This window comes from Fusobacteria bacterium ZRK30, assembly GCA_024628785.1.
Classification (GTDB): domain Bacteria; phylum Fusobacteriota; class Fusobacteriia; order Fusobacteriales; family Fusobacteriaceae; genus Psychrilyobacter.
Window position 1 is genome coordinate 1,745,792 of record CP102405.1, and the last position, 24,399, is coordinate 1,770,190.

The window sequence follows — 24,399 nt, forward strand, 5'->3', positions numbered from 1 at the left end:
GTCTTTTCTGACTCTATATCAACTTCTAATTAACCTAATATTTCGTATCCTTCTTCAGTTAATTTTGCTACAATTTTATCAGTATGTCCCTTATCAAAAGTTTCCAGTGTAAGTTTTACTTCCTGCTCACCAATTGCAAGGGAATTTTTATACATTGTTTGATTTAAAGTTAAGATATTAGCCTTTAATTCAGCTATTAATCCTAATAATTTAGTCATCTCTCCGGCTTTATCCACTAATTTTACCTTTAATGTATATCTTCTGTTTTCACCGATTAAGGCTTTGTTAATGATTCTTTCCATAAGGTTAACATCTAAGTTTCCACCAGATATTACAGATACTATATTTTTACCTTTAAGATCTAAGTCACTGTTTAAAAGTGCTGCTACCGATACTGCTCCTGCTCCCTCTGCTACTATCTTACCCTTTTCTAATAATAATAATACAGCTTTAGCTATCTCAGTTTCTGTAACAGTTACGAATTCATCTACATTCTCCTTGATGATCTCATAAGTTAACTCTCCAGCTCTTCTTACAGCAATTCCATCAGCTATTGTAGCTTTTGAATCGATTGTATAAACTTCACCTTTTTCAATTGCACTCTTCATACAAGGTGCATGAGCTGCTTCTACACCAATTACTTTTACACTTGGCTTGATTGCTTTTATAGCAGTAGAGATTCCAGCTAAGATTCCTCCTCCACCAATTGGTACAAGAACTGCATCTACATCTTCTAATTGATCCAAGATCTCCAATCCTATAGTTCCCTGTCCTGCAATTACAAACTTATCGTCGAATGGATGTAAGAATGTAGCTCCAGTTTCTTTTTGGATCTCACAAGCTTTTGCATAGGCATCGTCATATACAGAACCGTGTAACACTACCTCTGCACCAAAGTTTTTAGTTGCTGCTACTTTTGCTAGTGGTGCGATCTCCGGCATCACTATAGTTGATTTTATTCCTAATTTAGTTGCACTAAGTGCTACCCCTTGAGCATGATTTCCAGCTGAAGATGCAATTACACCAGCTGCCTTTTCTGCCTCACTTAGGTTGCTTATCTTATTAAAAGCTCCTCTAATCTTAAATGATCCCGTTAACTGAAGGTTTTCTGTCTTTAAATAAACATTTCCACCTGTTATCTTACTTAACTCTTTACACTCTAATAAACAAGTGTCCTTTATAACCGGTTTTAAAACTTTTTGTGCCATTTGAATATCTTCTAATCTTACTTTATGCATAATTAAATCCCCCGAATAATTTTTTAGTATTAAACTCCTTAAAACTATTATATAACTAAAGGTTAAAAAAATGCAACATTTTTCGTTAAAAAATATCATTTATTTATACTCTTTTATGTCAATACTCTGTTTATTTGTTCTATTTCTATTACAAAATCACCGTTTTCCAATATCTCTTCCTCTAATAATTTATTTTTTATTTTATTATAAATATCCTCTCCCAGGATGTTTTTTAAGGTTTCACCATAGGTAACTATAAAGGGTTTAAAGTCATCTTCAAGGAAACCATTTGGATTTTCCCTTCTGAAAATCGGACTCATAGCAAAGTCTATATTTATACAGGATTTTGTATAAAAATTCTCTATAGTGAAATTATTAGTAAAATCATCAGGCAGTGTAAAGTAGAGAGTATTTGTCTCTTCATCCAGGATTATCTCCAGTGGCCATATACTGCATATGAGTGGTTTATTATCTATAATTTCTTTGGGACTCATATTTTTATCCAGACAAATCGAGTGCAGTGAGCACAGAGTCTGACCATTTTTAGGAGTATATGCACAGGCACACAGGTCTACCTCATTGCCTAAATACTTAGAAGGAACCAGCACATCCTCCTCTAAAATCATATCTTCTATCTCATCACTATCATTCCCCAGCTCCTCCAATATATCCAGAGTCTTGGTAAGTTTATTGTAACTCTCTTTATTCTCCAATATAAAATGTCTAATTTTTTTATTGAATATTGCCGGGGCATCACCGCAGCAGTGTTCAACACAATTAAAACAATCAAAATTAGTTAAATTTGCAAACATTGCATAGTCTATAACGGCATTATATTCCTTTCCCTTCAGTGTAACTTTTGTTTCTATGGTATCTATTCCGCTAAAATACCTTCTGATCCTCTCTTCAATCTCCTCGCTGACTGTATCTAATCCACCCTTTGGATGGTCCGTAAATAAAAAATACTTCATTGTTTTTCTCCTTCTATGGTTCTCGTTTATTATATAAAAAATTTAAATTTTTTATTGCTGATTATACCTTTCCTGTCCACTGGACCAAGTCCCGTGTTTTTTCAAAACTTTCGCCATTCAAAAAATCTTTTGGATTTTTTAAGTTTCCACATATAGCCGGGTGATTGTGCTCTATTATCTGGGATTTCTCAATATACTTTTTATATTTCCCGGCTTTAGCCCCCCAGAGTAAAAATATAATATTATTATTTTTTTTCTCTATAAACCCTATAAGTTTTTCTGTAAAATTACCCCATAATTTAATATGACTCCCGGAATTTCCTATCTCCACAGTCAGTGCAGTATTTAAGAGAAGTACCCCTTGGGATTCCCAGGACTTAAATAATTCATTGGGGGGCAGAATATCAAAAGTTTTATCGCTAATTTCCTTTCTTAGCCTATCTACTGTAGGGATCTCCCCCATATAAGTTTTATAAATTAATTTCACCATATTTTTTAATGAGGTATTTACCCCCTTGTCCATCCATGAGTCCTTCTCCACTTCAAATGCCAGACCTGTAGCGACTCCTTTCTGTGGATATGGATCCATGGCCAAAAGCACTACTTTTACCCTGTTTAGATCATCTCTAAACACTTTAAATATATCTTTTTTGGCAGGAGTATAGTTGCTGATTGTTTCCATTATCTTCTCTATTTCCTGGATTATCTCTAAAGTAAAAAATTCATGATAGCTATCATGAATTTTATTATCCTCTAAAAATTTATTTTTGTCTAAATTCAATTTTCCCTCCTAAATTTTTTTAGCTTTAAATTCAAATTTTTCTCCATTTTTTATCAAATATTTTTTTATAAATTCTCCCTGAATCTCTGGATAGGTAAGATTTGAAGGGATTTCTTCCACCAGAATTTTATCCTCCATCTCAAAATTAGGCAGATCACCAAATTTATTTATTGCAGCCATAAAAACACTTCCATAATTCAAGTCTCCATCTCTTTCTACACTATAATCACATAGATAGGTCAGCTCAAAACTGGTTGCACCGCTTTCTTCATACAACTCCCTCTTAGCTGCCATCTCTGCTGTTTCACCTTTTTCTATGTGTCCCCCAGGCAGCTCCAGGGTGTCTCTCTCTTCATGTTTAACTAAAACTAATTTTCCTTCGTACAGGGGAATAATTACCGAATATTTTTTCTTATCCACAGCATTTTGATTATAAAATTTTATCTCCATAAAAGCCTCCCTTATCTCTAAATTACATTTTTTAAAATATGCTTAGATCCAATTCTTTGGACAGATCTTCCAATATACCGTCTCCACCTATGGAGTTACCTTTTTTATCCAAAGCCGGACCATATATTCCTATCCCCATCTTATTCGGAAGAACAGACATTATTCCTCCTCCTACTCCACTTTTAGATGGTATTCCTACTTTTAAAGCAAACTCTCCTGATCCATCATACATTCCACAGGTCATCATCAACGACTTTACAACCTTAGCCTCATAATCAGATATTATTTTTTCCCCAGTAGACAGCCTTCCGTTTCTAGCCAAAAACATCCCAACCATAGCAAGATCCATTGTAGTTACTTCTATAGAACACTGTTTAAAGTATACATCCAGACTCTCTTCTACAGAAGATTCTATTACACCCTGATCCTTCATAAAGTAAGCCATAGCCCTGTTTTTATTTCCAGTCCTGTTTTCTCCTGAATATATCTCCTCATTGTATGTCAATGTATCGTTTTCAGTTACCAGTTTGAAAAAATCCAACAGTCTCTCAAACTTCTCTTCCTTATTCTCTCCCTTTATCATAGATGAAACTGCTATAGCTCCGGCATTTATCATTGGATTGTAAGGTTTTTTTATAATAGCTGTTTCCAGTCTGATCATAGAATTAAAAGCATCTCCTGTAGGCTCAGTGCCCACTTTTGAAAATACATAATCTACACCATTATCCAACATAGCCAGCATAAGGGCTATGGGTTTAGATACACTTTGAATAGTAAATTTTTTATCATAATCACCATAAAAATACCTATTTCCATCCATATCTAATAAGCATATCCCCAAATCCTCTTTTTCTGCTTTATCCAGTCCAGGTATATAGTTTGCTACATTCCCAAATTTTGTTTTAATTTTATTTTTTTTTACTATTTTATCTAAAAGAATTTCCATCTCTCTCCCCCATATATTATGTTCATTTTAAAAAAAATAAATATCAAAAATGACAATTATTTTTTTATTTTGTTTACCTAAAGTTTACCACATCATCCATTAAAATAAAAGCTAATACAACTTTATTCATAGATGTTTTAGAGGTAATAATCTTTATAAAAATTAAAGTACTTTTTTTGCTCCTAAAAAAAATTAACTTTAATAAGTTGATAAAAGTTTTTAGTGATTTATATAAAATATCAGATTTTATAGGAATAAAAACACTGAACTTGATTTTCATATCAAAATATTGTATAATATTGTGCTTGAGTTTTTTTTTATTTTGTATAAAAAACTATAGTTAAAAAATAAATTACAGATAGTAAAAGGAGAAATAAAATCATGAAAACTTTACCAAATTGTCCAAAATGCAATTCAGAATATACATATGAAGATGGAAACCTTATGGTCTGTCCTGAATGTTCATACGAGTGGAACCCAGAGATCGAAGCTGAAGAAAATGCAGAAAAGGTGTACAAAGATAGCAATGGAAATATCTTAGTAGACGGAGATACAGTTAGCGTAATCAAAGATCTTAAAGTAAAAGGAAGTTCCCTTGTAGTAAAAAAAGGAACTAAAGTTAGAAACATAAGATTAGTAGATGCAGATCATGACATCAAATGTAAAATTGATGGAATTGGGTCTATGGAATTAAAAACTGAATTTGTAAAAAAAATATAGATTCTTAATCTCCCTAATTAATTAGACTTGTTATCTAATTAATTAGGGAGATTTTTTATTTGTATAAAAAAGGAAATACAAATTTAAGGTGTAGATTATAATTAGAGTGAAAATTTAAAAAAATTAACCAGGGGTGATTATTATGTCTAAACATTATCATGAAAAATTTATAGCTTATATAAAACATCTGCTTGAAATTGAAAAACATTCTATGGAGAATATCTCTAAGAAAACAGGGATCCCTATGGATGATCTAAAAAAATTCCATGAAGAGGATGATATTGCCAACAAATTTGAATATGAAAAATTAATTGAAGCATTTGACCCGGATAAAAAAGATGAGAAAAATAAAACTGAGGAAAGTAAATAGAAAGCAATAAAATATTAAAAAAAAAATCTCCCATGTGGAGATTTTTTTTATCTCGAGGAATTATATCTGTCTGGATGCAACGTCACGTTGCTTTTTTATTTTTTTATTGGTATTATTATCTTAAAAGCTGAACTACCGCAATATTCTTAAGCCTTTAAAATCATCATTAAGTATTTTAAGAAAAATTTAAAAGATAATTTAAAGAAGCTTGACATTTATAAGAATTTACCGGGAAACATCAGTTAAACATCGATGTTAGAGGAGGTAAAATGAAAATAATGCACCTGGGTGATCTCCACATAGGAAAAAAAGTCAACGGATATTCTATGATTGAAAATCAAAGGAATATTTTTGAACAAATATATAGTGCAATTTCAAAACATAGAGTAGAAACTGTTTTAATTGCAGGGGATATCTACGACAGATCTGTCCCTTCAGAAGAATCTATCCAACTATTGGACGATTTTTTGTCCCACCTGATCAATACATTAAAGGTCCGTGTAATCGCCATAAGCGGTAATCACGACAGTCCTGCAAGACTAGATTTTTCAAGGGGTATCCTGGCTAAACAGGGTCTTCATATCCTTGGAGAATATAAAAAACTGGTCAATAAAATAAGTGTAGATAATTTTGATTTCTATTTGATGCCCTTTGTTACTCCCGCTGCCATAAGGAAAAAGTTTGAAACAGTTATAAAGGAGAGGGATCTGACAATCTCTACCTATGATGATACTATGAAATTTATTGCAGGTGAAGCCTCTAAAAATTTAGATAGTAGCAGAGTTAACATAGCTCTCTATCACGGATTTGTTATCGGCAGTGGAGATGATGAAAAAGAGATAGAGAGGGAAGATTCTGTAAAGATATTAGCCATAGGAGGGAAAGAATCTGTTGCTGAAAGATATTTCTTAGACTTTGATTATACAGCCCTGGGTCACCTCCACGGCAACCGGAAGGTTAAAAGTGAAAGGGTAAGATATGCCGGCTCTCCTATCAAATACTCTTTTTCTGAAAAAAATCAAAAAAAATCACTGACTGTTATAGAGATCGACAAAAATAAATTTGATCTGGAACAAATTGAGATAAAGGATAGATATCCCATGATCGAATTAAAGGGTACTTTCGATGAAATTATGGAAACTGATATAGATCGAGATGCATATTTGAAGATAACTCTCACTGAAAGTGTCTTGGATGCCATGAATAAGCTGAGGAGCAGATATTCTCAGATAATGGAACTTGGAATAGAGATCTCAACTATTGATCCCATGGATAAAGATCACTCCTCCAAAGAGATCCATAAGATCCCGGCTGACCAGCTTTTTGAAGATTTGGGCCACAGTGTAGGAATCGAAATAGATGATGAGGAGATGAAACAATTAAGAGATGTCATCAATGAAATCAAGGAGGTGGCTCATTAATGAGACCTATAAGACTTAAGATGATGGGGATCGGTCCCTATGCCGGTGAGGTTGATCTTGACTTTTCAAAACTCAATGAGGAGGGGTTATTTCTTATCACCGGAGCTACAGGAGCAGGGAAAACATCTATATTTGACGGGATTACCTATGCCCTGTTCGGAAAAGCTAATTTCGATGATAATGAGAAAAAAAACGGTATAATCTGTGACTATATCGACGACAAGGAAAAATCTAAAGCCTATGTAGAATATACATTTGATCTGGATGGTGTCGAATACCGTGTGAAAAGAACTCCTGCATATGAATATATCAATAGGAACGGGAAATTTTCAAAAAAAAGCGAAAGTGTGGAGATTGAATTTAAAGACGAAATCAAAACCAATAAAACACAGGTAGATAAATTTATCGAGGAAGATATTATAAAGCTTGACTATAAACAATTTAAAAAGATAATCATGCTGGCCCAGGGGTCCTTCAGTGAATTTATCAAATCCAATTCCAACCAAAAATCAGAGATACTGAAACAGATCTTCAATACCGATATCTATGAAAAGATCAGTTACAGACTAAAAGACAGGTCGGATAATATCAGGAAAAATATCTATAAAAGTAAGGGAGATCTCTTTGCTGCCTTGAGAACTTTGGAGATAGAAGATGAAGTATGGAAAATTCTCTTAAAAAATGAAGTTTTGGAATATGAGAAACTTACCAGTATAATAAGCTCAAATAAGTTTTCCTTGGAATCTCTTATAAAAGAAAAGAAAGCTGAAAAATCAAAATTAGATATTGTAGGTCTTACCAAGGAAATTGAGGAGTCTAAAATTATCAATGAGGGAATAAAGAAATTAAATTCAGCTGAGAATTCCCTTTTACTCCTTCAGCAGCAGGATAAAGATATTGAGTTTAAAAAAAATCAAATAAAGAGAAACCAAGATGCTATGAAGATAAAGGGGGAGTGTGAAATACTTTTAGATTCTAAAAGAAATCTGGAATCTAAAAAATCAAAGTATTCAGAAGGCAGAAATACCCTTGAAAAACTGGAGGTAAACTCTAAAATAAATATTGATAATTACGATGGATTAAAAGATGAGTTGGAGGAGAAATCCAAATTTATAAGTAAGATGAGTATTTTAGAGGGAGATCTAAAAGTTTTTATTTCCAATGAGAAAGAGGTAATTAATTTAAATAAAGAGATAAAAAAGTTAACCAGAAGACTCCGGGATACCAAAAGGAGTATTAAACATTTAAATTTTCAAAAACATCACCTTGAACACATTGAGTCCACCCTGAAAAAAGAGCTGGAGAGGAGTAAAGAAATTAATGACAATAAGGGAGTATTAGAAAAAAAACAGCTTATTTTAACTCCTATCCTGTCTAAGGCAAATGATATTTCTTTCCTTGAAGACAGGATAAAATCATTAAAAACAGATGAAAACAGACTGTTAGAGATAACTAAAGCAAAATTGAAAATTTATACTGATCTCCATAATATATGGGTTCAAAATGAAGCTTATAACCTGTCAAAGGAGTTAGAAACAGGAAAGCCTTGTATGGTATGTGGTTCTACGACCCACCCGAACCTTCCTAAAAAACCCGCAGATTGTCCTACCAAAAGAGAATTGGATAAAAATAAAAACGAGTATGAAGTTTCCAAAGAAAGGTTAAATCTTTGTGAAGGTAATCTCCTCACATTGAAAGATCAATTAAAATCTGAAAACGCTAAATTATTAGAATTAATTACTCCTAATAATCTTCCAGGTGATAAAATCAGTCTGTTAAATTTAAAGGTAGAATACCAAGATAAAATATCTGATCTTAACATCCAGTTAGAGACTTTGCCTACACAGGCTGACCTGGATAAAGCTATTCTAGATAAAAATGAAAATAATGATAAAATCATCCAAGCCATTGCAAAGGAAAGTAAAATCACGACCGATTTAGAAGTTTCAACTTCTCAAATAGAAGGTTTTACCCATGGCAATTTGGAGATACAAAAAAAATTCCAAGAAAATAAACTGAATATTGAAAAGTTTGAAAAAGTTTTAGAATCTGCACAGAATAGATGTAGGGAACTTCAAACGACTATTAAAGATCTTGAAACTTTAAAAGAGGAGATTAAAACTCAAGGTATTCAGTTAAAAGCTGTTGAAGACGACATTAACAAGTTAACTAAAACTATTAAAACTCAAGAACATAGATGGAATGAAACTCTGATAAAAAATAATTTTAAAGATTTAGATGAGTATCAGTCTATACTCACTATCCTTGTAGACCCCCTGAATGAGGAGATCAAAACTTATCGTGAGGAGGTCATCAAACAAAAAACTATAATCTCTGAATCTGAAAAATTTAAAAAAGCAGATTCGATAAATTTGGAGAAGTTAAATGAAAAAAGCAAGTTATTAACTCAGGAGATTGAGGAGATAGACAGGTTTATAAATAAAAAACAGACTAAACTGAACAGCTTTACCAATCCTGAAAAAAAACTAGATGAGAGTAGAAAGGTATTGGAAGAGAAAGAGAAACAGTATAAAATTTTTAATAAACTCTATGAGATATCAGTGGGTAAATATGGAGAAAAAAGAAATAATATAACTTTTCAAAACTATGTTTTAGCAGTTTATTTCCAAGATGTCTTAGACAGAGCTAACGACAGGCTCAGCCTAATGACAAACAATCAATACCATATGAGGCTGGATACTGCTAAAAAAGGAAATGCCGGCTCAGGATTAGAGGTAAATGTCTTCGATTCCCATACAGGAAAGGAAAGGAGCATTAAAACTCTCTCCGGAGGTGAAACTTTTAAAGCATCTATGGCTTTAGCTCTGGGATTATCCGATGTAGTACAGGCTCAAAATGGGGGGATAAAGCTCGATTCAGTCTTTATAGATGAAGGTTTTGGTACACTAGATGAGGAGTCCCTCTCTGTAGCTATGGATATTTTAATGGAATTAAAAACGAGTGGTCGAACTGTGGGAATCATATCCCACGTCAATGAATTAAAGCAGACAATAACCAGCCAGATCAAAGTAGAAAAAACTATTAGGGGAAGTAAGGCAGAGGTTATCTACTAAAAAACAAAATTTAAAAGCTTGTTTCCTACGGGTCTCAAGCTTTTTTTATTTTCATTCCCTCAAAAAAATTAAATAAAACATCCATACTTCTGAAACTAAAATATCCTATTTGAAATTTATTTTTTATTCAGAAAAAATTAAGCAGGATAAAACAAGTCTTTTCTCTAAATTATAATAAAGACTTTGTTTTCAGGGGAGGATGATTATGAAAAAAATATATAAGATTATTCTACTATCTCTAGGTACAATTGTATTTCTTTTGATGATAGGTACAAACCTTATTTTAAAAGGAGTAGTCACTTCATATTTAGAAAGTAGTCTAAACAGAAGAGTAACTATTAGCAGTCTCTGGTTAAACCCTTTCACAGGTACTCTTTTTTCCCGTAATGTGACTATATGGAACGGGGAAGAGCAACCACTGCTGTCTCTCAAATCCATAGAGATAAATACCGATCCTCTTAAACTTTTTAGAAGAAAACTCTCTATAAGTGAGGTCCGCCTCATTGAACCTGCTTTAAACCTTATTAGTTTAGAAGATAACTCAAAAGATAATACTGAAACTTCTCCAAAAATAAAAGAGTCGGCTTCTACGGCCTCTTCACAAGGCTTTTTAAGAGAGGTAGAAGTTCACAATATTGCAATAGAAAACCTGACTTTTATCAGGCCAGATGGGATATTAAAATCAATGAATACAATAACCCTTAAGGTTCCTGAATCTACCTATGAAAACAATGACTTGGACCTGTCTGCTAATCTAAATATCTTAGGCAGCGGACTCGTTGATATAAAAATTAAAGTTAATACAAAAACCGGTCTGTTAAACACCTCGTTGGTCTCCCAGGGATTTCACTTAAATAACACCTTTTCTTCCAAGGAAAAAGGTGACCTTAGTTTATCTGGGAATATTAAAGGTAATATCTTTATTCAAGGTAACTACCTGAAAAAAATATTTCAGGCAGGAGGAAATATAATCGGTTCAAATATCCTTGTTGAAGATGAAAAGGGCGAACAGGTTCTAAACTCTGAACATATCTTTGTCGACCTGGAAAGTCTGACCATTCCCGAGATATCCTTAAACCTAAAAAAAGTAGAAATAAAAAACACCCAAAGCAGCTTATCTATTTTTCAAAAAGAAAAAAAGGGGTCTACCCCTGAGAAAAAACAGGAAATCAGTCCAAAATCTGCAGGGATGAAAAGTCCCCTACTAAAAGATATAAGGATAGATGAGTTTATCATTAAAAGATCTTCCCTTTCTTACAGAGATCTTATATTTACAGACATCGATTTAGATCTCAAGGATCTGAGAAATGTTCCTCAGAATAAGTCATCTGCTGCACTTTCCTTTACCCTTAACAACACCATAAATTTTTCATCTCAGTCCCTTGTTGAGGTCTTGGATTATTCCATGGGATTTGATCCCCTTAAATCTCTTATTTTTAAAGGAAACTTTACATTGGATACCCCATCTTTGGCACTTCCTGATTCTATTCAAAAGAATCTCCCATATGAGGCTGAGATCAAAAATGTTAATCTCAAAGGAAATTATTCCTATAACTATCCCAATATCACATTAAAGTCAGATATATTTACCGAAGATCTAAAACTCATAGGAAAGAAGACCCAGCTTCATAATATTCTGCTTAAATCTCTTTCCGGTAAGGTCTCTTCGGCGTATAATTTAGATGATAACTCCTACTCCCTCTCCGGTCCACTAGATCTAAAAATACTTAATATCAAAGATAAAAAAGGTCAGAATTTTTTTAATGGAGATCTCGCAGTTGCAGTGAGTAGTTTGAATAAGAAAAAAATTATTTTAGACTCAGTGAAGTTTAGCAGCTTTTTTTTAGATTTAAATACAAAAATATCTCCTGAAGATTCTAAAAGTTCTCCTGCAGAAGAAGCTACCTCCCAAGGTGATAAGTCACTTTCTAAAGAAGAGGAAATTGAAGTTGTGATAGACAGTCTTAAGTTGAGAAAGGGTCGGATAGTTACAGGGGATCTCTCCTTTGAAAATGTCTATCTCAATGGAAATAATATATCCAATAAAAAAATTAATTCAAATTTTGTAGTTGATATACTTATAAATAGTTCCGCTTCCTTAAAGGGAGACTTGAATATAAAGTTAGACGATATAGATATGTTGTCAGATCTCAAGGCAAAGGGGAATATATCTATTTCAAATTTAGACCTTAAGATATTGACCCCTTATATCGAAATGCTTCCTTATAAGTTGAATGGAATTATCAATTATTCATCTTTTTTAGATTATTCAAAGGATAGTATGAGTTCCAAGGGAAGTTTTTCTGCCTCTGATCTCTACATAAAAAAATCTGATTCTATGGAAATGTTTATAGAAAATATTCGTTCTAAGATGGATTTCAGATTAAAAAAAGAGGAAGTCACTCTTTTAAAAAGCAATTTCTCTTTTTTGAATCTAAATGGAAAAATAAAAGATGAAACTAAGTTTAAAATATCTAAAGGTGATATAGGTGTGAAGGAGCTATCTCCTAAAACAATAAAATTTGGCTCCATCTCCCTGACCTCACCCATGATAGACCTAAGAGAACCTCCTAAAGAGTCCGGTGATATAAAAGTGTCTTCAAAAATTCCCGATGAACAAAAGGAGAAAAAACCTCTTCCTGTAATATCAGCTTCAAAAATTAAAATTAAAAATGGAAAAGTTACCTACAGGGGACTGAAAAAAACATCGGTTTATGACAATATAGGAATCTCAGCTGTAAACTTTACCACTGAAAAAAATAAAAGATTTTCTATAGATGCAGGTTTTTCCATTATAGGAATAGAAAAAATACAGCTCAACGGAAATCTTACCCTGAAGGAAGATTGGGATTTTTCACCTAAGACACTTACCTTTAGCGGAGTTTTCAATGTTACTAAGTTAAAAATACCTGATTTTAACAATTACCTCAGAAAAAGCCTTCCCAACGAGTTTGACGGGGGACTTCTGTCGTCCAAAGGAAAGGTTAATGTGAAAGCCGGTCAATTAGATTCAGAGCATGATATAACCATCTCAAAGGTGGTATTGGGAAAATCTACCGGTTATTCCAAGGAAATTCCTCTAGGATCTATAATAAAAGTTCTTATTGATAAATATGGAAATATCAATCTCACCCTTCCTATAACCGGTGACCTTACAAATCCAAAGTTAGGTATAACCACAATTGTTTCCAGTAGTCTTATGAGTGGTCTGGTAAAAGCAGCCAGATCTCCTCAGACTATAATTTCCAAGATCCTCCCCTTGGAAAATAACGAGATCAAGACCATTTACTTTCAATACCTTTCAAATGAATTGAGTAAATTAGAGAGAGACAAACTGAGTGAAATTGTAAATATACTTACAGAAAATCCAAACTCTAAGGTTACCTTTACCCTCTATACCAATAATAATATAGAAAAGAATCTTATAGCCACCAAATCCATCACCGGTATCCTCTCAGGCCAGAGAATAGGTTCAAAAATGACCTTAGAAGATCTCATGGAGGAGAGAAAACAATATATCCTGAACTTCTTTACAAATAGGGTTTCTTCCAAAAGAATCGAAATAAAAATCTCTAAAGACAGTCGGTCACTTCCCCAGGCTAAGGTGGATTTTAAGGAGTAAAAATTATAATTTTATTTTAAAAGAGCAAGTCGACAGATTAAATCGACTTGCTCTTTTTTATTATCCTATGATATTTTTAATTCTGCTGCTCCCTCTTCAACTATTACTGTGTCTCTTCCTTCTCTTCTTATTTCATCCCAGACAGCAAATTCTCCTTGAATTCCAATCTTATTCGGATTAAAGTCCCACTCATCTTCTCTGTTTTCCTTCATTCTTAATTTATAATCTTTCAGACAGGCAATCGCCGGTTTATGCATGATTAAAATTCCTACTATGTTTATCCATGCCATTATTCCTATTCCGATATCTCCAAAGGTCCAAGCCATTCCTCCTGCTGCTACAGAACCTGAAAATGTAAACCCAAGATATACTAATTTTGAAACAAACCTGATTTTTTTCCCTTTTTCACTGCCCTTAGTTAGATAAACTAATGCTGTATCTCCATTCCAGAAAAACGCTAATAGTGTAGTAAAGGCAAAGAATACAATAGCTATGGCAACTATATATGCACCATACCCAATACCGATATCTAAAGCTGTAGATGTATTAGCTGCTCCTACTGTTCCCATACTCATACTAGAGGTTGCACCCTTTCCTGCATAAATTACCTTACCGGTAACTCCATCAAAAACCTTATATGCTCCTGTAATGATAATCATCAAGGCTGTAGCTGTACATACAAATATCGAATCGATGTAGATAGAAAATGCCTGTATCAATCCCTGCTTTGCAGGATGCGATGTGTCCGCTGCTGCTGCTGAAGCTGGTCCGGTCCCCTGGCCTGCTTCATTTGAATAAATACCTCTTTTTACACCCCAAGATATTGCTGCACCGGCAATCCCTGCAAAAGCCTCTTCTTTTCCAAATGCAGATTTAACTATTAAAGTCAGTGATGGGATGATATCCCCAGCATTGAGTGCCAACACTATCACTGCAATGATGATATATATTACTGCCATAAATGGAACCACTATCCCGGCAAACTTCGCTAACCTCTTAGCTCCACCAAAAACAATGACACTTAAAAATCCTACAATAATTAATCCTGTCACCCACTCTGGAACTCCTACTGCTGTTTTTAAACTTCCTGCGATTACATTTGATTGAGTAGACGGCATACATATAAGCATAGCCAGCACTGTAGATAAGGCAAATAAATTTCCATACCAGGTCTTCCCGCCTAATAATCCTTTTTTAAAGTAATAAGCAGGTCCTCCTCTGTATCCACCTTCAAATTTTTCTTTATATAATTGTCCCAATGTAGATTCCACATATGATGATGCAGCGCCTAATAATGAGATTACCCATAACCAAAATATAGACCCGGGTCCTCCCAATGCTATGGCTGTAGCTACTCCTGCAATGTTTCCAGTTCCTACCCTTCCAGAAACCGACATACACATGGCTTCAAATCCGCTTATTGAATCCTCTGATTTCTCTCCCTCCTTAACATCTTTTCCCAATAATAGCCTTATCATCTCTTTAATCATCATAAATTGAACACCGCTTGTTTTTAGTGTAAAGAATAGTCCTGCACCTAAACAAAGATATACAAGTACCGGTGACCAAACAATACTATTTAACCCATTAATTATAACTTCCATTGAAACCTCCAAAGTAATTTTGTTAAGAAATATAAATTCTTAATTTTTTTATTTACTAATAGAAGTTTAGCTTCACTTTCTACTTAATGTCAAACCTAAAACAGAACAAGCTATCTCGTTTCAGTTCATTCGTAACGAGTTAGATCCCTTTGATTGTGATTTTTTTGTCAAAAAATAATTTTTTTTAACAAAAGAAGGTTAAGACTAATGTTTAAGTACAGAAATACTAAAATTATATAACTGATGAGTGATAAAAATAGAACTACGGGAACTTAAATATTTAAAATCTAAACTATTAATTTTATTTATTTTATTTTGATCTAATCATCAATAGATCTCTAAGTTTATTATAATTCCTGTTGTAGCCACCAATTACTATATTGATCTCTACAGTTATATTTAATTTAGCCTAATATAGGATATTTTTACCACTTTTTTTATTTCTATTAAAATTATACAATAAAATGGTATTAAATTGTGAAATGATCTATTTTATTTTACTTCGGTTTTAGCCTTTTTATAAGTTTTCTTTAATTAAGTGAAAGAGGTAACAATTCATTTAGATTTTAATTTTTTTTATTTTCATACTTTTCTAATCTTTTTCTAATGTGATTATAATAAAGGCTAACCAATTTCTAATTTTAAAAGTGTTTGTTCACTTTTACTGTTACATTTGTGCTTTTTTCAACACAATAAAAAACCTCCAAATTAATGTAATTATAGGTTACACTAATTTAAAGGTTTATATACAATATGAGACAGCCTCTCTTATATATATCTACTATTTACAATAGCAGCCTCCTTAGATATTAGACATTCTCAGCTTTATACCTTGTTTTTTTCAACTTTTTCTAAAATTATTCTCCTTTTAAATGCTCCCCGTTTTCTATCTTTTTCTATCCTGGCTTTTTCAATTTTATCCTCACTAAAACCATAATAATCTCCTAAGGCCCTTAAAACTTCCAATATATCTGCCATCTCTTCTATAGATGGAGTTTCATAAAATTCTTCTACCTCCTCATTAATCTTAGCTCTCAAAGCTTCTAAGTATTCTTTATCACCTGCAATATGGCAATGATATTTTTCACCATTTTCTTCAATTATCTCAGGTATCTTATCCCTAATTAATTTATTATATATTTTCATTTTAAACCTCCTAATGTTTAATACCCTTTTATAGTTCTATCCACTATCTTCTGACCCCGTCTACTATATTTTCAAAAACTACTATATTCTTTTCTATGATCTTTCTTGAAACTGTATTGGCAGTATTACACGTAATCAAAATTCTGTTTGCCCCTTCTTTTCTCAAAAGATTAAAACATAAGTGCAATATATTTTAAGATACAGTATCATATATATAATTTATCTATTTTATAGTTTTATTCAAAAAAAATAAATATTTAATTGACTATCCTTGTTGTATAATATATACTATATATGTTACATACAAGTAAGATAAATTACATAAATAAATTTGTACTTGAATTGTTTTTTTAATTAGTGTATATATTTTTATAATTTATGGAGGTGTAAAATGATTAACAAACAAAAAAGCGAGATGACTACAGAAGAAAAGGATAATAAAATAATTTTTAATATATTATTTCTAACTGGCCTTCTCATAATAGCAGGCTTTATTTATAGTATCGTCAATAAACCACAACCAGCAAAAGCGGGTATAAAAAGTGTATTTGAAAAAAATTATCAGGTAAAAATAACTTAATTTAGATCTATCCAAAATGTCTTTTAAAGAGGAATAATTTCTTTGAAATCACTCCTCTTTATTTTAATAATTTTACACTCTTCAACATACTTTACGCACTATATTCCCCTCTGTTGTAAGGGTTTTATCTATATCAAATACTACTATCTTATACATAAAACACTCCTTTCTTACTCCTAAATATTAATCTAAAGTATATCGTATTTTTTAGTTTTTTTCTTTTCATTAGTGAATGAGATTTAAATTTTCATTATAATTCAACAACTTTTATTTATAAATGAAAAAGCCGTTTCTGATATCCACAGCTTTTTCTATACATTTCCTCTAACCAGAGAAAAAGAGAGTAAATGTATCCCTCCATATTTTTTTAAGCTCCATATTTTTCCAACTAATAAAAATAGTTTTTAGGAGATAAAAAATAAGAGTATTTTTTCCACGCTGGTTAGATTAATATTATATTTCTAAAGACATGCTAAAATCATATTTACATTCCACACTGGTTAAATTTAATATAAGAATTTTTAAAATTATATTCTGTTTCCTATATAAAATTAACAATATAACTCTCTTTTTCGCCATTTTTTACCTCTCTGGTGTCTATATAGATATCTTCACTATCTTCACCAATACCATATTCCGACGTATAAATAACGCTTTTTTTATTGAATACCCTTTTATTACCACATATTTCATAATCTTTATTTAAAAAATATTTTGTTCCATTTCTATTTTTTAATGTTATATCATTTTCTTTTATCTTCTTATAATCTAAATATACAGAATTTTTACCGGTTAAACCTCCTAATTTATCTATAACTTCTCCCGACAAATCTTCAGTCAGTTCTACGATCTTACATTCATTTATATCCACAAAATCTTCACTTCTTCCTATGGATTTTAGACTATAGATGTTTTCCCTTATAACTTTTAGTGTCTCATCATCTGTTTTAACATGAATTATTAAATTTACATCGTGTAAAATTTCATAATATCTGACTGATGTTGTCAAAGAATTATATTTTGAAATTTCCCTTGTATAGTTATTATATTCAAATGTTTTTACCCTTTCATTGATCCTCTTTTCTTTATTTCTAACCTCTTTCTCCCTCAAAACTACATTTTTGTACCTCAATGATTTTTTTCCCAAATTTTTTTTCTTATCTGTCAGAGATTTTTTCCTGACTTTAAATATTCTTTTTAATCTCTCTATTCTGGTCTTTTTAAAATTTAAAATTTTATCGTTTAAATTTTTTAAGTTTCTATACTCCTCCAACAAATCAGAGTTTTTTACCTCTATGGTAATCCCTTTTCTAAAACTATTTCCCATACTTTTTTTAGCTACTGCCACCTTATCAAAGGCAGTGGAGATAAGGTTATTGTTTTTCATCTTTACTAAAATGCCCCGGTCATCCATGACAGAGTTTAAAAAACAATAATCTGTGTATGGCTGTTTTATAAGGGATGAATAAGTACCTTGAATAGATAGATCCATAGGGTGATACTCTTTAAAGTTACAGGCATTATGCAGGGCACCTATCACTGTTGAAAAAGGAGGAAGTGGGTAGGTCATCTTATTGGTTATAGTCTCCTCCTTCTTATAGTGTGCCTTATTTTGAGTTAATACTAATCTCAGAGCTTTCATAATTACACTCCATAGTATTGATCGACTTCATCTTTTAAATTATCAAAGAACTTAGCTACACTTACAGGTTCTAATTCTTTGACTATATCAGTCTCATTATCTATACCATCTCCCTCTAAAAGTCCTACCCTGTATCCTCTGGCTATCCTGTCCTTTAAATCATTCGTTATCTTTAATTTCCCATCTTTTACTCTCACAACATTTTCAAATTGATGGGTCATCCTATCCGATAATCCTCCTACAACAAATATAGGTTCAGCATTATCTAAATTTCCTTTTACAATTAAATTAAGGTTTTCAACAGTTTTTAACATTGAGTTAACTCTCTGTGCTTTCTCCTCTCTGCTGGCTTCTATATCAAAATTTTCATCTTTTCCAATCATGGAAAGATCAAATGTAATAGAATAGATCTTTAAGGATTTATCATATTCATAGTTATACGGCATAAGCCCTGTTTTTTTAGCAGCTTCCTTATCCTGAAGCTTTATATTATTTGCTTTACCATATGTTCTGGCCAGATGAAGGTTATTGTGAAATCTTGCTTCATTTACAAAGGGTTCACAGGCAACAGCATCTGTCAGATAAAATGAACTTTTCCTTACATATGTAAGTTTTTTATCTCCTACAGATGTATTCATATACCCTCCCTCCAACGCCCTGCAGTTACTTACATTTAATTCTTCACTTACTTCTTTTTGAGTAGCTCCGTCTACAGTTACTTGCAAATCATCGTACATTCCACTCTGTACCATCAATGAATTTTTTAAACTTTCCCTGCTTCTGGCAGCATAGGTGTTTCCATTTCTAAAAACTTTTTGTATGGAGGATATATTTCCCATTCCCTCTCCATAGTTTGACGTTATATTAGCAACTACCGTCAACGTTAATGCTTTTTTCATTATTTCTCCTCCCCTTTAAAAGTTTTTTTCTCTCCCAATGTATTTATAAATGTATATGCCAGATTTTTATTGTTTTCAAAATTTTCAAAGAGATCTACAGCAACTCCTATACTGACCTGTGTATAAGCAGAAAGATGTAATAATATTTCGCATACTCTGTTATAATCTTTCAATGTAATAGCACTTATCAGTCTTTGCTCATACGCTCTTATCTTACTTGGATTATTTCTCAATGCTTTCCTTATCTGCATAGCAGATCCATAAGCGATCTTTTGTTTATCGGTCATATTTCCTCCCCTGTAGATCAATTCATTTATCTTTACTAGATGTGATATGAAGTACCCTTTATTTCTCTCCTTCAATAAGATATCTAACAAATCATCCAGTTTTATCTCATTTAAAATACTGTCAGTTACAATTTTTTCTAGTTTTATAAATTCATTTTTTACCTTACAGGGTTTTCTTAGAACATCTAATTGTTTTTTATCTATCTGATTAAATATCTTTCGAGCTTTTTCTCTGACATAGATGGTCTCAAAATAATCTTTCTCCCTCACTTTATAGATGATCTCTACATCATAATCTATAAAGTTAAAGCTATCCCTGTTAAATAAATTATTTCTAATACTTTTTTGTGGCTGGTCATGGCACTCCCAGCTATTGGTTTTTATAAGTTGATCCAGGTTAAAATTATTATTTATAAAGAAGGCTTCCCTTGTTTTAGAAAAAGCAAAGGGGATAAAATCAAATATTCTATCATCTGAATACAAAAAAGTAGATGTATCTCTCATATAAGCTATAGATCTTCCTTTTTTAGGCATATCGATAGAATATCCCCTGATCCTACAGGAATTGAGGTCTTCTTTCAAAAGATTATTTTCATTACAGAAATTATAATATAAACTCCTCCCCCCTCTAAAAGTCTCAGTTATTAACCGCAGTCTGTTCCTGTCTATAATCTTTAGTATCTCCAAACTATTTTTACCATTATATTTAATTTCTTTAAAAGTTTTTAACATTATAGTATTGCTAGATATATTTTTAGATAATTTTTCATTGACTGCCTTTACCCTTTCATCCTCCCTTTCATCATTCCAAGGGGTATCCAATAGATCCTCAACTTTTTTATGATGCATTGATTCTCTAAAATATTTTTCTGCAAAGAGCAGGTATTTTTCATCTGTTATCTCTTTAATATTAAATTCCAAATAATCATCTGTCTGATTATAGTGAATATCATAATTCCTTAAATATTTACTTACTCCTACAATGGCTGCACTCCAACGCCAATCTGACGGGTACACCCGGGTATCAAATTCTCCCTCTGTAATTTCCTTCATGTTCCCCCCTACTCTATAAGTTCCAACATTCCAAAGCCAGCTGATGACCTGCTTCCAAATCCCGATTTGTATAAATAATTTAATATTTTTTTATCTGCCTTCATATAGAAGTTCCCTAGAGTTACAGGAAATTTAGAACTGTAAAAACTCACTACAGTACGTTTTGTTTTTATAGGTACTATCTCGAATTCTTCCAATGATGATTTAGAAAATTTATCCTTTAAATTATACAGAGTATTTTTCTTTAAAATTTCCAGTCCTTTTTTATCAAAATCATGGTACCAGCTATTTTTCCCTTCTCTGACCTCCCTGATTACTATAGGTGATAACGTCCTAAATACAGCCTCATCTCTTACAACTTCCTTTTCCTGTCTCTTATGAATCCTCTCCACTACAAATGAATTTTCATCCATAGAAATTTTTTTCCCCTTACTGCCTATCAAGGCATTTAAAAAATGAAGGGCTTCCATCATATTTTCAACAGATAAAAATATTTTTATATAATTATTTTTTAGATACACCCTGTCTTTTTCTATTTTTTCAACTGGGAGATATACAGAAAAAGTAAAATTTCTCCTCTCTGGATCATCATATATAGCCCTCTTTATATCTCTATTATATTCTTCCAGTGATCCTTTAAAAAATGAGAGTATTTTCCTTCTATAATCTGTAGAAATCACTTTTTTTTCTAGTTTACACCTTATTTCAAACCTCATAGTGCCCCCTCTATAATTGAATAAAAAAACTTAATTTTTAAAATTGATATCTCTTATAAAGTAAAAAAAAGAACCTCAGGTTCTTTACTTTTTAATAGATATTCTTCCCACAAATAACCACGATTAATCAATAATTTAAAGGATCATTATAATCAATAAATTATTTTTTTTGTACACCTTCTTTCCTTTCAAACTTAGTGTACTTCAAAAAAATAGATTAATCAATAGTATCTTTGAAAAAACTTAATTTTTTCACAAGTTTAATTAAAATTTAGCTATTTTAACCTAAAATAATAACTAATTTGTATAGTTGGACTACTTTTTAGATTTACAGGCCTAATCTCAGGATACAATAACAAAAGAAATATTGAGAGGTATTTTTGAAACGTTTCCTGAGAAGAAAAAAAGTCTACTGGAGAAACAAATAATCTCTCAGTAGACATTTAAAGTCCATAAATATAAGCTCAATTACAGCAATTGTTGTTGTTTTAAAGTTTTTACTCCATATTGGTTAGATTAATAATTTGTCTGTATCTGGCTGAATCACTGGTCTTTGATTTAAATTCCATACTGGTTAGATTAAATTTATCATTAAATCTGATTTTAGACTTGATTTTAATATGTTTACATTCCACATTGATTAGATTAATAATTGTCATTTTAATGAAAATAATACATTTACATTCCATTTTGATTAGATTAATACAGATTAGCATAAACAAAACACCCTTTTCAAGGGTCTGTTTACACTTTATTTCTGCTAAGCTGATAATAAATTTATCTGTGGTAATATTCTAAAAGAAAACAATTTAAATTCCACTTTGATTAGATTAATATTTAGACGAATCTGTATTCTATTGAAATAAAAGGGATTTACATTCCACACTGATTAAATTAATATCTAAGTATCCATTCTCTCACGGTATCATTTCCTTTAGATTCCATATTGGTTAGATTACCAGCCGGTAGAGTTATTTACCAATTTAGATTCCACTCTAGTTAGATTAATATGAAATTTGTTTTTTGTCAATAGAGTATACTCTATTGAACCTTATCTGTCGACCCTGAAAAAATAAAATTTTATTGTAATATTTTTTTCTCTTTAAAATTCATTTCATAAAATTTAACTCTGTAGTCTGGAATGTCGTTCTGAATAAATCTTACGTTGTCAAATTAAATGCAACACTTTTCAATTTCACCCCAAAATACTTCTTTTGGGGTTTTCCAATTTAAACACTTCCTTGGTCTATTATTAATTTTGTTTACCGCTTTATAAAATTCACATCTCTTTATCTTACTAAAAATAGTCCCTTTAGGGAAAGTTCTCCTTAATAAATCGTTTGTATTCTCATTTGTTCCTCTCTCCCATGAGTGATAAGGGTTAGCAAAATAAGCTTTAATACCTAATGCTTCCTCTAATTCTTTAAATTTAGAGAATTCTTTCCCGTTATCCGATGTAAATGTTTTTATGTATTCTTTAGGTATATATTTAAAATTCTCTATTGTTGCCTCATTAAAAGTATCTGATTTTCTATTAATCATTAGCTCCGCTACAAGATATCTTGATTTCCTATCAACATAAGTCATCATAGCACCTTTTTTCCTGCGCCAACGATAGTATCGCTTTCAAAATGACCAATCTCACTTCTATCATTCGCTTCTTCAGACCTTTCTTCTATCATCTTTTTATTAGGGATTTTACCCCTTGTTTCTTTCAATCCTCTAGGCTTTTGTTTGCCTTTTCTAGTTAAAAGGTATTTAGCACTCTCCGTAAGAAAATCAAGATATATTGCTCTATAAATTGTTTTAAATGAAATAGAATATTGGTTGTCTAATTTAGCTCTTCCTGATATTTGTTCTGGACTCCAACCTGATTCTAACTTTTCTTGAATATCTACCAAAAGGATCGAATCTCTTAATTTGTGCTTTCTTCCACAAAGTTGTTTTCTTTTTTTGTATAAAAACTGGGCTTTATTAGGAGTGTACTCACCATCAACTGAATTTCTATTAATTTCTCTATAAATACTAACTCTATTTTTCTTTAATTTAGCTGCAATAAAACTAATTGATTTTTTTTGCGCTAAAAATTTAAATATACTTTCTCTTTCTTCAATGGTAAAATGTTTATGATTCATAAATACTCCTTTAATGTTTGGTCGCACTTACATTATACCAAGGAAATATTTATGAATTTTTTTTGTTGCATTTAATTATACAATTCAAGTTCTCCAAAAGCAATATTTATAACAATTTTACCATGTGTTTATATTTTAAATCTTTTATTTTTACATCAATATCATGGTTATACCCCAAACTTTTATAAAGTCTATATGCTTTATCATTTGAGTAACTGCATAGTAAGGACGTCTTATTGCAAAAGTTGTCCAAGGCAAGATTTTCTGCATAGATCATCAAATTTCTTCCTAAACCATATCTCCGATAATTTTCCTCTACAGCAAGGCTGTCTATATAGTATTCTCCTTCAAAAGATTCTGAAAATTCTAATTGAGGTTCAATATATTTTTTATACCCTTGAGTTCCGGGTTTATATTTATTTATAAGGTTATCCATTATAGGAGAGGAGAGTTTTTCACTCCTATCATGGGGCAGAGTAACCATACACCCGACAACATTTCCATCAACTTCAGCAATCGTACAATTTTCATAACTGAGAAAATTGCCCTTTAAAATAAAAAATTTAGCCAGTTCTTCAATAGTTTTTTCTCTGGTATCCTCCCCTACAATTAAAGGTGCCAGGTCTAAATTGGCTTGATATATTAGCTCTGCTGCTTTTAAATGATCTTCCGGCGTTGCTTTTCGTATTTTCATAATTGCCTCCCAACTTTTATGATTTTCTTTGAGTTTGATCTCTACTATTT

General features: G+C 31.7%; 21 protein-coding genes. 6 read left to right on the forward strand and 15 right to left on the reverse strand.

Annotation, left to right across the window (positions count from 1 at the left end; translation table 11 throughout):
• Positions 1-29: 29 nt before the first annotated feature.
• The 5 genes from ilvA to glsA form a co-directional block, all read right to left on the reverse strand.
• Positions 30-1,238, reverse strand: a complete 1,209-nt coding sequence (gene ilvA, locus NRK67_13550; GenBank protein UUV18306.1) for a threonine ammonia-lyase — start codon at positions 1,236-1,238, stop codon at positions 30-32.
• A gap of 113 nt (positions 1,239-1,351) precedes the next feature.
• Positions 1,352-2,209: a hypothetical protein gene (locus NRK67_13555; GenBank protein UUV18307.1), complete on the reverse strand. Its 858-nt coding sequence runs from the start codon at positions 2,207-2,209 to the stop codon at positions 1,352-1,354.
• 61 nt (positions 2,210-2,270) lie between these two features.
• A complete protein-coding gene (locus NRK67_13560) occupies positions 2,271-2,990 on the reverse strand; it encodes a uracil-DNA glycosylase (GenBank protein UUV18308.1) in 720 nt (239 codons plus the stop codon).
• 9 nt (positions 2,991-2,999) lie between these two features.
• Complete coding sequence (locus NRK67_13565) at positions 3,000-3,440, reverse strand: NUDIX domain-containing protein (protein UUV18309.1); 441 nt, start codon at positions 3,438-3,440, stop codon at positions 3,000-3,002.
• Positions 3,441-3,471: 31 nt separating this feature from the next.
• A complete protein-coding gene (gene glsA / locus NRK67_13570; protein ID UUV18310.1) occupies positions 3,472-4,386 on the reverse strand; it encodes a glutaminase A in 915 nt (304 codons plus the stop codon).
• A 381-nt stretch (positions 4,387-4,767) separates the two neighbouring features.
• Here glsA and NRK67_13575 point away from each other — a divergent pair, with 381 nt between their 5' ends.
• The 5 genes from NRK67_13575 to NRK67_13595 all read left to right on the forward strand — a co-directional run bounded on the left by NRK67_13575 (position 4,768) and on the right by NRK67_13595 (position 13,593).
• Positions 4,768-5,106, forward strand: a complete 339-nt coding sequence (locus NRK67_13575) for a zinc ribbon domain-containing protein YjdM (protein ID UUV18311.1) — start codon at positions 4,768-4,770, stop codon at positions 5,104-5,106.
• A 142-nt stretch (positions 5,107-5,248) separates the two neighbouring features.
• The gene (locus NRK67_13580) at positions 5,249-5,476 is read left to right on the forward strand and encodes a hypothetical protein (protein ID UUV18312.1); all 228 of its coding nucleotides are present in this window, start codon (positions 5,249-5,251) and stop codon (positions 5,474-5,476) included.
• 269 nt (positions 5,477-5,745) lie between these two features.
• A complete protein-coding gene (locus NRK67_13585) occupies positions 5,746-6,897 on the forward strand; it encodes an exonuclease SbcCD subunit D (protein ID UUV18313.1) in 1,152 nt (383 codons plus the stop codon).
• Entirely contained in the window at positions 6,897-9,971 is a 3,075-nt protein-coding gene (locus NRK67_13590) for an SMC family ATPase (GenBank protein UUV18314.1), read from the forward strand. Before NRK67_13585 ends, NRK67_13590 begins: the two co-directional genes overlap by 1 nt.
• 205 nt (positions 9,972-10,176) lie before the next feature.
• The gene (locus NRK67_13595) at positions 10,177-13,593 is read left to right on the forward strand and encodes a DUF748 domain-containing protein (protein ID UUV18315.1); all 3,417 of its coding nucleotides are present in this window, start codon (positions 10,177-10,179) and stop codon (positions 13,591-13,593) included.
• 65 nt (positions 13,594-13,658) lie between these two features.
• Here the strand turns inward: NRK67_13595 and NRK67_13600 are convergent, their stop codons facing one another.
• Positions 13,659-15,197 carry an alanine:cation symporter family protein gene (locus NRK67_13600; protein UUV18316.1) on the reverse strand — a complete coding sequence of 513 codons (1,539 nt, stop codon included), beginning with the start codon at positions 15,195-15,197 and terminating at the stop codon, positions 13,659-13,661.
• Positions 15,198-16,022: 825 nt separating this feature from the next.
• Positions 16,023-16,343 (reverse strand): nucleoside triphosphate pyrophosphohydrolase, encoded by a 321-nt coding sequence (locus tag NRK67_13605; GenBank protein UUV18317.1) that lies wholly within the window; start codon positions 16,341-16,343, stop codon positions 16,023-16,025.
• A gap of 391 nt (positions 16,344-16,734) precedes the next feature.
• Here NRK67_13605 and NRK67_13610 point away from each other — a divergent pair, with 391 nt between their 5' ends.
• The gene (locus NRK67_13610) at positions 16,735-16,923 is read left to right on the forward strand and encodes a hypothetical protein (protein UUV18318.1); all 189 of its coding nucleotides are present in this window, start codon (positions 16,735-16,737) and stop codon (positions 16,921-16,923) included.
• Between the two features lie 541 nt (positions 16,924-17,464).
• Here the strand turns inward: NRK67_13610 and cas5 are convergent.
• From cas5 to NRK67_13650, 8 genes are all read right to left on the reverse strand, one after another.
• The gene (gene cas5, locus NRK67_13615) at positions 17,465-18,565 is read right to left on the reverse strand and encodes a CRISPR-associated protein Cas5 (protein UUV18319.1); all 1,101 of its coding nucleotides are present in this window, start codon (positions 18,563-18,565) and stop codon (positions 17,465-17,467) included.
• Between the two features lie 2 nt (positions 18,566-18,567).
• Positions 18,568-19,467 (reverse strand): type I-B CRISPR-associated protein Cas7/Cst2/DevR, encoded by a 900-nt coding sequence (gene cas7i / locus NRK67_13620; GenBank protein ID UUV19941.1) that lies wholly within the window; start codon positions 19,465-19,467, stop codon positions 18,568-18,570.
• Positions 19,464-20,804: a type I CRISPR-associated protein Cas8a1/Csx8 gene (cas8a1, locus tag NRK67_13625; GenBank protein UUV18320.1), complete on the reverse strand. Its 1,341-nt coding sequence runs from the start codon at positions 20,802-20,804 to the stop codon at positions 19,464-19,466. The genes cas7i and cas8a1 overlap by 4 nt, the downstream gene beginning before the upstream one ends.
• An 8-nt stretch (positions 20,805-20,812) precedes the next feature.
• On the reverse strand, positions 20,813-21,520 hold the full coding sequence (gene cas6, locus NRK67_13630) for a CRISPR-associated endoribonuclease Cas6 (GenBank protein ID UUV18321.1): 708 nt from the start codon (positions 21,518-21,520) through the stop codon (positions 20,813-20,815).
• A gap of 497 nt (positions 21,521-22,017) precedes the next feature.
• Positions 22,018-22,179, reverse strand: a complete 162-nt coding sequence (locus tag NRK67_13635; GenBank protein UUV18322.1) for a hypothetical protein — start codon at positions 22,177-22,179, stop codon at positions 22,018-22,020.
• Between the two features lie 514 nt (positions 22,180-22,693).
• Positions 22,694-23,110, reverse strand: coding sequence for an IS30 family transposase (locus NRK67_13640; GenBank protein UUV18323.1), 417 nt, complete (start codon positions 23,108-23,110; stop codon positions 22,694-22,696).
• On the reverse strand, positions 23,107-23,655 hold the full coding sequence (locus NRK67_13645) for an IS30 family transposase (protein UUV18324.1): 549 nt from the start codon (positions 23,653-23,655) through the stop codon (positions 23,107-23,109). The genes NRK67_13640 and NRK67_13645 overlap by 4 nt, the downstream gene beginning before the upstream one ends.
• Before the next feature lie 106 nt (positions 23,656-23,761).
• Complete coding sequence (locus NRK67_13650; protein UUV18325.1) at positions 23,762-24,349, reverse strand: GNAT family N-acetyltransferase; 588 nt, start codon at positions 24,347-24,349, stop codon at positions 23,762-23,764.
• Between the last annotated feature and the right edge of the window lie 50 nt (positions 24,350-24,399).